Source organism: Dethiosulfatibacter sp., assembly GCF_983023055.1.
Genome location: NZ_CEZJXU010000037.1, coordinates 332 through 9,718 on the forward strand (window position 1 = coordinate 332; position 9,387 = coordinate 9,718).

The 9,387-nt window shown below is 34.5% G+C and carries 8 protein-coding genes; all 8 read right to left on the reverse strand.

Features of this window, described 5'->3' with window-relative positions; translation table 11 throughout:
* Positions 1-784: 784 nt before the first annotated feature.
* The 8 genes from AC3AX0_RS02715 to AC3AX0_RS02750 all read right to left on the reverse strand — a co-directional run bounded on the left by AC3AX0_RS02715 (position 785) and on the right by AC3AX0_RS02750 (position 9,279).
* The gene (locus AC3AX0_RS02715) at positions 785-1,507 is read right to left on the reverse strand and encodes an amino acid ABC transporter ATP-binding protein (RefSeq protein ID WP_487548768.1); all 723 of its coding nucleotides are present in this window, start codon (positions 1,505-1,507) and stop codon (positions 785-787) included.
* Positions 1,500-2,156, reverse strand: coding sequence for an amino acid ABC transporter permease (locus tag AC3AX0_RS02720; protein ID WP_487548769.1), 657 nt, complete (start codon positions 2,154-2,156; stop codon positions 1,500-1,502). The genes AC3AX0_RS02715 and AC3AX0_RS02720 overlap by 8 nt, the downstream gene beginning before the upstream one ends.
* A gap of 44 nt (positions 2,157-2,200) precedes the next feature.
* Positions 2,201-3,025, reverse strand: a complete 825-nt coding sequence (locus AC3AX0_RS02725) for a substrate-binding periplasmic protein (protein ID WP_487548770.1) — start codon at positions 3,023-3,025, stop codon at positions 2,201-2,203.
* Between the two features lie 62 nt (positions 3,026-3,087).
* Positions 3,088-4,479 (reverse strand): argininosuccinate lyase, encoded by a 1,392-nt coding sequence (argH, locus tag AC3AX0_RS02730; protein ID WP_487548771.1) that lies wholly within the window; start codon positions 4,477-4,479, stop codon positions 3,088-3,090.
* Entirely contained in the window at positions 4,479-5,318 is an 840-nt protein-coding gene (locus tag AC3AX0_RS02735) for a polysaccharide deacetylase family protein (RefSeq protein ID WP_487548772.1), read from the reverse strand. Before AC3AX0_RS02735 ends, argH begins: the two co-directional genes overlap by 1 nt.
* The gene (locus AC3AX0_RS02740) at positions 5,309-6,175 is read right to left on the reverse strand and encodes a polysaccharide deacetylase family protein (RefSeq protein ID WP_487548773.1); all 867 of its coding nucleotides are present in this window, start codon (positions 6,173-6,175) and stop codon (positions 5,309-5,311) included. Before AC3AX0_RS02740 ends, AC3AX0_RS02735 begins: the two co-directional genes overlap by 10 nt.
* A 199-nt stretch (positions 6,176-6,374) precedes the next feature.
* Positions 6,375-8,435 (reverse strand): sigma-54 interaction domain-containing protein, encoded by a 2,061-nt coding sequence (locus AC3AX0_RS02745; protein WP_487548774.1) that lies wholly within the window; start codon positions 8,433-8,435, stop codon positions 6,375-6,377.
* A gap of 124 nt (positions 8,436-8,559) precedes the next feature.
* Complete coding sequence (locus tag AC3AX0_RS02750) at positions 8,560-9,279, reverse strand: aspartate/glutamate racemase family protein (RefSeq protein WP_487548775.1); 720 nt, start codon at positions 9,277-9,279, stop codon at positions 8,560-8,562.
* Between the last annotated feature and the right edge of the window lie 108 nt (positions 9,280-9,387).

Consider the following 9,387-nt stretch of genomic DNA (forward strand, 5'->3'; position numbering starts at 1 on the left):
GATTTGATTTCCTGGTTTCTTAATTAATTGAATTCATTTAAGCATTTCATTCTTTCCGATGTCATACTTGATTTACTTCTTCAACTTTTTCAATTTCATCTGAATCAATATTTCAAATTTTTCTTTTTGGTATTCTGTTGCTTATCAGAAGTCTTTGCCCCTGCTTCACAATTTTCTCAAATTTACTTAATTTGCTTTTCTTGATTTTCATCAATTAAATTCGTTAAATAATTTCAATCTTTCTGACGTCATACTTGATTTACTTTTTATTCTAACTTTATCATTCATGTTTATTCAATATTTCAAATTTTTCTTTTTTGGCTATCGTTTGCTTTTCAGGGTTTTCAATCCTGTTTTACAATTTTATAACCAAATTTTACTAGAATTGTTTTTTTGAATTTCATAAATAAATCCGTTAAAACATTTCAATTTTTCTGACTCTTGAATCATTTGGCCTATCTAGGTTTGACAGGTTTTGTGTTTGTTGTAGTTATGATTATATCACATAGGATTTATAACACAAGGGCTTTTCTTTATGTTTATTGTATTCATTTAAGTACACGAACATTAAAGCTTTACACGCCTCTACAACCCTTTATCTTTCGTGTTTATTCCATATCTTTTCTTGAAATATTCAAACATTATTCATTCGAATATATATTTTGATATCTTTTAGAATATTTTCTTGATTCTAAATGTCTTCTCATTCTTTTCATTGGAAATAAAATAATCACAAGAAAACATAGGTTTTCTTGTGATTATTAGATAGTTTAATACTACAAATTTACAATACTTTATCCAAAAATTCCTTTGCTCTTTCAGATTTTGGACTTTCAAAAAATTCTTCCGGAGTAGTATCTTCTACAATCCTACCTTCATCCAAAAAGCAGATTCTATCGCAGACATTTCTTGCAAATCCCATTTCATGTGTTACCAACGCCATTGTAATACCTGTATTTGCAAGATCTTGAATTACAGTAAGTACTTCCTTAATCATTTCAGGATCAAGTGCAGAAGTAGGTTCATCAAAAAGCATGATTTCAGGTTCCATTGCAAGTGCTCTAGCAATTGCAACTCTTTGCTTTTGTCCACCTGAAAGTTTACCGGGATATACATTTTCCTTATCACTGAGTCCAACCTGATCCAAAAGAGCCATGGATTTTTCATAGGCTTCTTCATATTTCATTTTTTTAGTCTTCATTGGAGCAAAAATCATGTTTTCAATAACAGTCATGTGTGGAAAAAGATTAAAATGCTGAAAAACCATTCCTATATTTTGACGGATTTTCATTATATCTACCTTAGGATTAGTTATTTCATCATCCTTAATGAAGATTTTTCCTTTTGTAGGAACTTCAAGTAAGTTCATGCATCTTAACAGTGTGGATTTTCCTGATCCTGAAGGTCCTATGATTGATACAACCTCACCTTTTGATATGTTAAGATTTATTTCTTTCAATACTTCGAGCTTTCCAAAACTTTTAAATACATTCTCAACCCTAATCACTTCTTCTCACCCATCTTTCAAGCTTATTCGCAAACAATGTAAGAATCATTACTAATATATAGTATGTAATTGCAGCCAACAGATAAGGTTCAAATGCCCTATATGTAATGTTTTGAATCATCTGAGCACCACGCATGATATCCGTTACACCTATCATGGCTACCAAAGATGATGTTTTAAGCAATCCTATTGCCTCATTAACCAATGAGGGCAATATCATTTTCAGTGCCTGTGGGAAAATTATTTTCTGCATCGTCAGTTTGTAAGGTACACCAAGAGACATTGAAGCTTCCATTTGTCCCTTATTCACCGACATGATTCCACCTCTCATGATTTCAGAAATATATGCAGCTGAATTAAGTCCGAAGGTCAAAACAGATGCTTCCAAAGCTGAAATACTATATCCTGTTAATTGTGGCGTGGCATAGTATATAAGAAACAGCTGAACCAGCAGAGGAGTCCCTCTGAAGACTGAAGTGTATGCATTTGCAAATGCTATTGGGATTTTTTTCCCTGAAACCTTTACCAGTGTTAACAATGTACCTAGGAAAAACCCGGCAATCATTGAAAAAAATGTAAACAATAAAGTAATCCCAATACCATTTAATATCAACGGAACATATTCAGCTGTTGTTCTAAAATCAAGCATATTATATCATCCTTTCATTTCCTGTGTGAATCAATAAGACAATGTTACTGTGCAAATTCTTCGCCACACCATTTAATAACAATCTTGTCCATTTCTCCATTTTCAATCATCTTGTTCAATTCTGCATTGAATATTTCTGTCAACTCTGAATCCTTAGGAAAAGCAATTGCAAAACTATTTTCCCTGCTTTGATCATATTCCAATACATTAAACTGCAAGTCGGGGTTTTGATTCACAAATTCAGCCGCTTGGTTTGCATCAAGTATTGCTGCATCAGCTCTTTTGTTTTTAAGTTCTTGAATTACTGCCGGTGTTCCATCTATTGCAAGAACATCTGCACTATCAACATTCTTATTTGCCCATACTTCGTATGTTGTTCCAAATCCAACAACAATCTTCTTGCCCACAAGTTCTTCAAGATTTTCTAGTATCATATCTTTTCTGCTTACTACTGCAATACCTGGATAGAAATAAGAAACTGAAAAATCAACATTTTCAAGTCTTTCAGCAGTTGGCGATATACCTGAACATACAAAGTCTGCTCTGTCACTTTGAATTGCTCCTACTAATCCTGCAAAAGCCATGTCTGTAATTTCATAAGTAAATCCTAATTGCTCCGATAAATAATCAACAATCTCAATGTCCATGCCTATGAAGTTGGTTTTTCCATCTACGATTTCAACAGATTCAAAAGGTGGGAATGTAGCATTAATTGCATATCTTAGCTCTTGTCCCTCAAGTGGTCTTGCGTTTTCAACTGGAACCTGAGCTTGCTCTTCTTCTGCTGGTTTTGCACCACATCCTGTCACCATTGTTAACATCAAAGCCAATACCAATCCAATAATAATACTTTTTCTAAATTTTTTCATTTTTAATCCTCCATTTTTAATTTATATACTTGTATACCAAGTTATTTTAGTTTTGTTTCTTATTACATGTTTATTTCCAATGAATCAAGCCAGTCACGACCAATTACTATCTGTCTCCTAACTTCAGATGGTGCCGTTCCTCCAAAAGATGTTCTAGCATTAACACAAGCTTCAATGCTAATATTTCCCAAAGAACTCTTGGTTACTCTTTCATCAATTGCTTGTAATTCATCATCATTAAGATCTTCAAACTCACAGCCCTTCACTTCACAAATTTTAACCATTCTCCCAACTATCTCGTGTGCCTCTCTAAATGGGATATTTAGTTTAACAAAATGTTCAGCAACGTCTGTAGCATTTAAGAAACCCTTATCAAGCTGCTTCTCTATTTGATCCATCCTGAATTCTGTCTTTTCCAACATATTTGCAAAAATTTCAATACTTGCTTTCCAGGTATCAATGGCATCAAATAGACCTTCTTTATCCTCCTGGAAATCCTTGTTGTATGCCAGTGGTGTTCCTTTCATAACTGTCAACAGCTGGATTAGGTCTCCGTAAACTCTACCGACCTTGCCCCTTAATAGTTCTGCCATATCCGGATTCTTCTTCTGTGGCATGATGCTGCTTCCTGTACAATAACTGTCATCTATCTCAATATAGGAAAATTCCTGTGAATTCCACCATACAAATTCTTCTGCCCATCTTGAAAGATGCATCATGGAAATTGATGCAGCACTTAAAAAGTCCAAGCAATAATCCCTGTCACTTACACTGTCCATGGCATTCTCTGTAGGAGCTGTAAAACCCAGCAATTTTGCAGTAGTGTGCCGGTTTGTAGGAAGAGTAGTTCCAGCCAGAGCACATGCGCCTAAAGGACACAGATCCATTCTTTCATAAGCACTCAATAATCTGTCAATATCTCTTCTGAACATTTGAAAATATGCCATGAAGTGGAATCCTATAGTAACTGGCTGTGCATGCTGCATATGAGTAAAACCTACTGTGATTTTATCAGCATAATTTTCTGCCTTCTCCAATATAACAGATTCCAACAATACAAGTCTATTTAGAATTTCTTTTATTTCCTCTTTCAGATACATTCTTCCATCAACCTGGCACTGATCATTTCTACTTCTTGCCGTATGAAGCTTCTTGCCCACGTCACCAATTTCAGCGATTAAGCGACTTTCAATTCCCATATGAATATCTTCATCTTCAACACTGAATATGATTTTTCCACTTTCAATATCCTTCAATATGGTTTTCAGTCCTGCTATAATCTCATTTTTTTCTGACACTGTGACTATTCCTTGTTCTGCAAGCATAGTCACATGCGCAATGCTTCCATCAATATCATTCCGGTACAATCTTTGATCATATTCAATGGAAGCATTGAATTTTTTCACAATATCATCCATGCTCTTTTCGAATCTACCACCCCATAAACTAGCCATTATATCACCTTCATTTCTTCGTAATACTCAAACATTTCACTACCTGTGGCATACCATACATCCCCCAAGTTTTCCATATAATCCAGCAATTCTTCCAACATACCTATTCTACCTGGTGCTCCAATTGCCTGTGGATCCAATTGTAAAACATAACAGAGCCCATAATCATGACATCCGTAGAATTCATCCTTCCAATTGCTCAATACACCTGTATAATTGGCAATTCTTCCCTGACCTGCAGGAAAAGCAGGTTTATAGTTAAATGCAAAATATGGTAGATCATAATTCGCCCAATGGATAGGTATTTCCAATAAATCCATCTCTTTATCCAAGTCCTTATAGTAAGGTCTGTCATCATCACTCAAATTACTTGAGTAATTCATACCGTTATTTTTGGCAATTCTGAGAGTATCAATTGTAAGCTCACCTTCAGGGCTTCGAAATCCTTTAGGCTTAACACTGCAAACTTTTTCAATTGCATTTATACTCTTTTTCATAACTACATCCTGTTCTTTCTCAGTAAGCAATGCCATATTTTCATGAGCATATCCAAGAGCAGCTATTTCATGTCCCTTTTCTTGTATCCTTACAATGTCTTCTGAATAGTTTTCTGCAATCCATCCAGGTACAAAAAACGTTGCTTTTATATTTCTTGCCTCTAATATATCAAGAATTCTATAAAGGCCTCTTTTCATGCCATATTGTCCTAGTGACAGTGTTTTCGGCATATCTACGCAACCTTGATCAAGCTGCAGCCAAAACAACTCGGCATTCAAATTAATTGTTATCATTGCTACACACTTCATATTATTTGGCCATTTCACTTGTTCTACGTACATAAGTCCTCCTTTATCATTTTATTCGTTGATCTATACCAGTCGGCAATTTCACTACCAGTAGCTACCCAGACATCTTCTCTGGTGGAAATGTTTTTTAGAAGATATTCAAGTATCTGTATTCTTCCTGGTGAACCTATTACCTGAGGATGGTTCATATAGGAAATACAAAGTCCATATTTATGATGACCTTCAAACTCCTTCATGAAATTATCCTGCACATTTTTATAACAAGAAATCCTGTCCTGTCCAGTTGGTTCAGCCGGATACAGATTATATGCCATTGCTACATAATCATCTACTTCCCACTTGGTGGGTATCTCAATAAAATCAGTTTCTTCTCCATCGATAATCGTTCTATAGGGTCTGTCATCACCACGCATTGAACTTGAATATCTAAAACCTCTTTCATAAAGCAAGCTTGGTGTATCTTTAGACCAGTCCCCTGAAGGAGTTCTAAAACCTGTCACCTCTCTGCCAATGATCTCTTTAAATATCCTCTGACTTTTTTCGATTATCTCTATTTGCTCTTCTGTTGATTTACTTGCGAATCGTTCATGTGCATAGCCATGGTGTCCAATTTCATGTCCCGCAGCATCAATCCTTTTTACTACTTCAGGATATCTTTCAACAGTAAGACCAGGTATAAAGAATGTTGCTTTAACTTTATACTTATCCAATTTATCTAATATCATATCCACACATCTTTTTGGACCATACTGTCCAATAGATAAAGATTTAATGTATTTTTCCCCGTTAGGTAGGCCTGCATTGCCATTTTCCCAGGTTGTGTCACCATCAAGGTCAAAGGTGAACATTACAGCACTCTTCTTCCCACCCGGCCATTTTATATTATCCATTTTTTCTCCTTTTCAGCCTTATTTAGAATAAATAAATAATAGTCGCAATTACTATTTTAAATAAATAGATTGCAATATACATGCCAATATAGAGAGAGAACACTTATCCTTCTTAAACATTGAAATTTCAATGTTTTTTTCAGTATTATTTTCAATCATCATAATTATCTCAGATAAAAAAGGTATATTAGGTTAATTATTAACCTAATATACCTTTTTCGTAATAACTTTCAATTATTTTTAGAAGCTTCAATCCTTCTTGTGTAACTACACTTCCACCCCGGCCTTTTGCTGATCTTACAAAGCCATAATCTGAAAGTTTGCTTAGAGTTTTCCTTATTTCTCCTTCAGTATAATATCCACCATTTTCAAGTATTATCTGCAACAACTTTTGCCTTCCATACCGTTCCCTTTTTTTAAATGAATTTGCCAGAATTTTAAGTACCTCTCCGTATAACTCTATGTCCCTTCCTTCATTTAAAACAAATTTATCAATAATTGTTGTTGAATGATGCAACTCACTCTTTTCAACTATATTCCTTTTACTTTGTAAAAGTGGCAGATCATTAACTTCTATAACAGCCTTTCCTTTACTAGCCAAAAATTCTACAACATTCCTAAGTTCTCTAACGTTTCCCCTCCATGAATAATCATTCAAGATTTCCGCAACTTCATTAGTAAGCTGAATATTAGTATTCATCATATGTGATATAGAATAAAACAAGGGAATTATGTCTTCTTTTCTGTCTTTAAGATTAGGAATAAACAAAGGCAATACGTTTAGCCTGTAATATAAATCTTCTCTAAATTCTCCGTCTTCTACCATTTTAAACAAATCTTTATTGGTTGCAGCAATAATTCTAACATCAATATTTATATTTCTATTGGAGCCAACTCTTATTACCTTTTTCTCTTCTAGGGCACGCAACAGTTTCGATTGTAATTGTAGTGGCATCTCTCCAATTTCATCCAAGAAAATAGTGCCTTTATGTGCCAATTCAAAATATCCTATTTTCCCGCCCTTTTTTGCACCGGTAAATGCTCCTTCTTCATATCCAAACATTTCACTTTCCAGCAAATTATCAGGAATTGCCGCACAGTTAACTGCAACAAAATTATATTTTCTTCTAAAAGAGTCATTGTGAATACTCTGGGCAAACAGCTCTTTTCCAGTTCCACTTTCTCCTATTATCATAACCGAAGCATCTGACCTGGCAACTTGCCTTCCATTTTCAATAGCATTCCTTATTTTACTACTATCTCCAATAATATCTTCAAATGTATGTTTTGCTACATGGCTTGTTTCACTAAGTTTTGACCTTATTCCATGCTGCTTTTCTTCCACTTCTTCGAAGTCTGTAAGGGTAATAATGTATCCAACAACTTCATTTTCCAGCATTATTTCAACTACTGTAGCTATCAAATGTGCAAATTCAAATCTAATCAATTTCTCCTTGTTGGAGTTTACATTCAATTCGGGAAGTATTTCTGAAATATTAAATCCCATGAGAACCTTTGACCTACTTAACAACAGTTTCTGTGCCTTCTCATTGGTCAAATATATTTTACCTAATACATCAGTTATTATTATTCCCTCATTCATCAGTTTGATTAAGGTATTCAGCTTCTCGGTCATTCCTTTTCGATCTTCTAAAAGCTTATCCATTCCAGAATTAATATAATAGTTTTCTTTCCTGGCCTCAACTGCTTCATTTAAGTAAAATTCTTCGTATATTCCTAATTTGTTAGCAATATTAAACAAACTATTCATATCAATAGAACTTTCTCCTAAATCAATAATCGTCCTTATTCCTTTTGGAACTAGATGTGCTTCATTGGGAGTTATTGCAACAGCAATTGACCTGTCGTAATCCTTCTGGCCATAATAAGGATAGAGGTCTATATCTCTAAATCCAGCAGCATACATGGATGTAATGGTATGCATGCATGATCTATTGTCAAAATTCACAAGTAAGGCCCTGGTACCTTTTGGTATCTGCCCTAGTCTCTCCATTTGTTTTTTATTCAATGATAGTGATAAAACAATAATTTCAGAATTATCTCCAATTTTTTTACGAACCTTTTGAAATATATTAAATGCAGACAATAAAACAAAGTCTTCCTCAAGACTTTCTACTTTATCCATCTCTTTAATTGAGTAAGACTTAAAACTCGCATATTTGCTCAAATACTTCGTTATATTTAGCATCAAAAAATCTGCATACTCTTTTTCTGTAGCAACTACAGCTATTTGTTTCATCTTTTCACCTCATTGTTCCAAACTATATCGCAATTATACTAAAGGTTACATTACATTGCAACTAAACAACAGTAAGGCAGACTGGCTATACTACCAAGACTGCCTTACTATATTACAGGTGTTTTTACAATTCTACATTACTAATATTCTTGAAAGGAGGATAACCCGCCGAAGTGTGTCTTATGCCAACTCTTACACACATTTCTGCATAGGCAATTGCAATAAATGCAGGATCAAACACCTTTACAGGTAGTTCTTTTTCTATCATATCTCCATAACTTGCCATTCCCAAACAACCAAGAATTATACCATCAACACGGTCCTCCTTAACTGCTTTTTCACATAGATTTTTCATGTATTTCCCCGTTGCCTCAGGATTAACTCTCAATTCTGCTATTGGTATATCCAATGCTCTGACTGATGTCATTTTTTCCCGGGCAATACCATTTCTCATAAGTCTTCTGTATGTTCGAGGAATATTGATGCTTTCAGTGGTAATAACAGTAAACCTATTACACAACATATTGGCAACAGACAAGGTAGTCTCTCCTGGTCCTATAACAGGAATTTTAACATTTTCACGTATTGCATCAATTCCTACATCACTAAAGCAATATACTACTATTGCATCAAACCCATCTTTTTCAGCCTTAATACATTCCTTGACCAGTTCTGCCGCAGCAAAGGCTTCATCGGTATTACAGTCCAATTCATCAGGACCTTTTTTTATACAGTCAACTGAGATTTCAGCATCTGGAGAAAGGGCTTTTGATAGCATAACCTCTCTATCATCCAATGTCTTTCTATCCATTGCCTTATCAGGCATTATAACTTTTATTTTCATTTGCTCCTCCTATACTATTGATGTATCTTCAGATAATAAGTATTGCGACTACTCGCTTAATTATACTAAAACATTTCTTTTATTGCAATTTGACTGGAAATTCTCAAT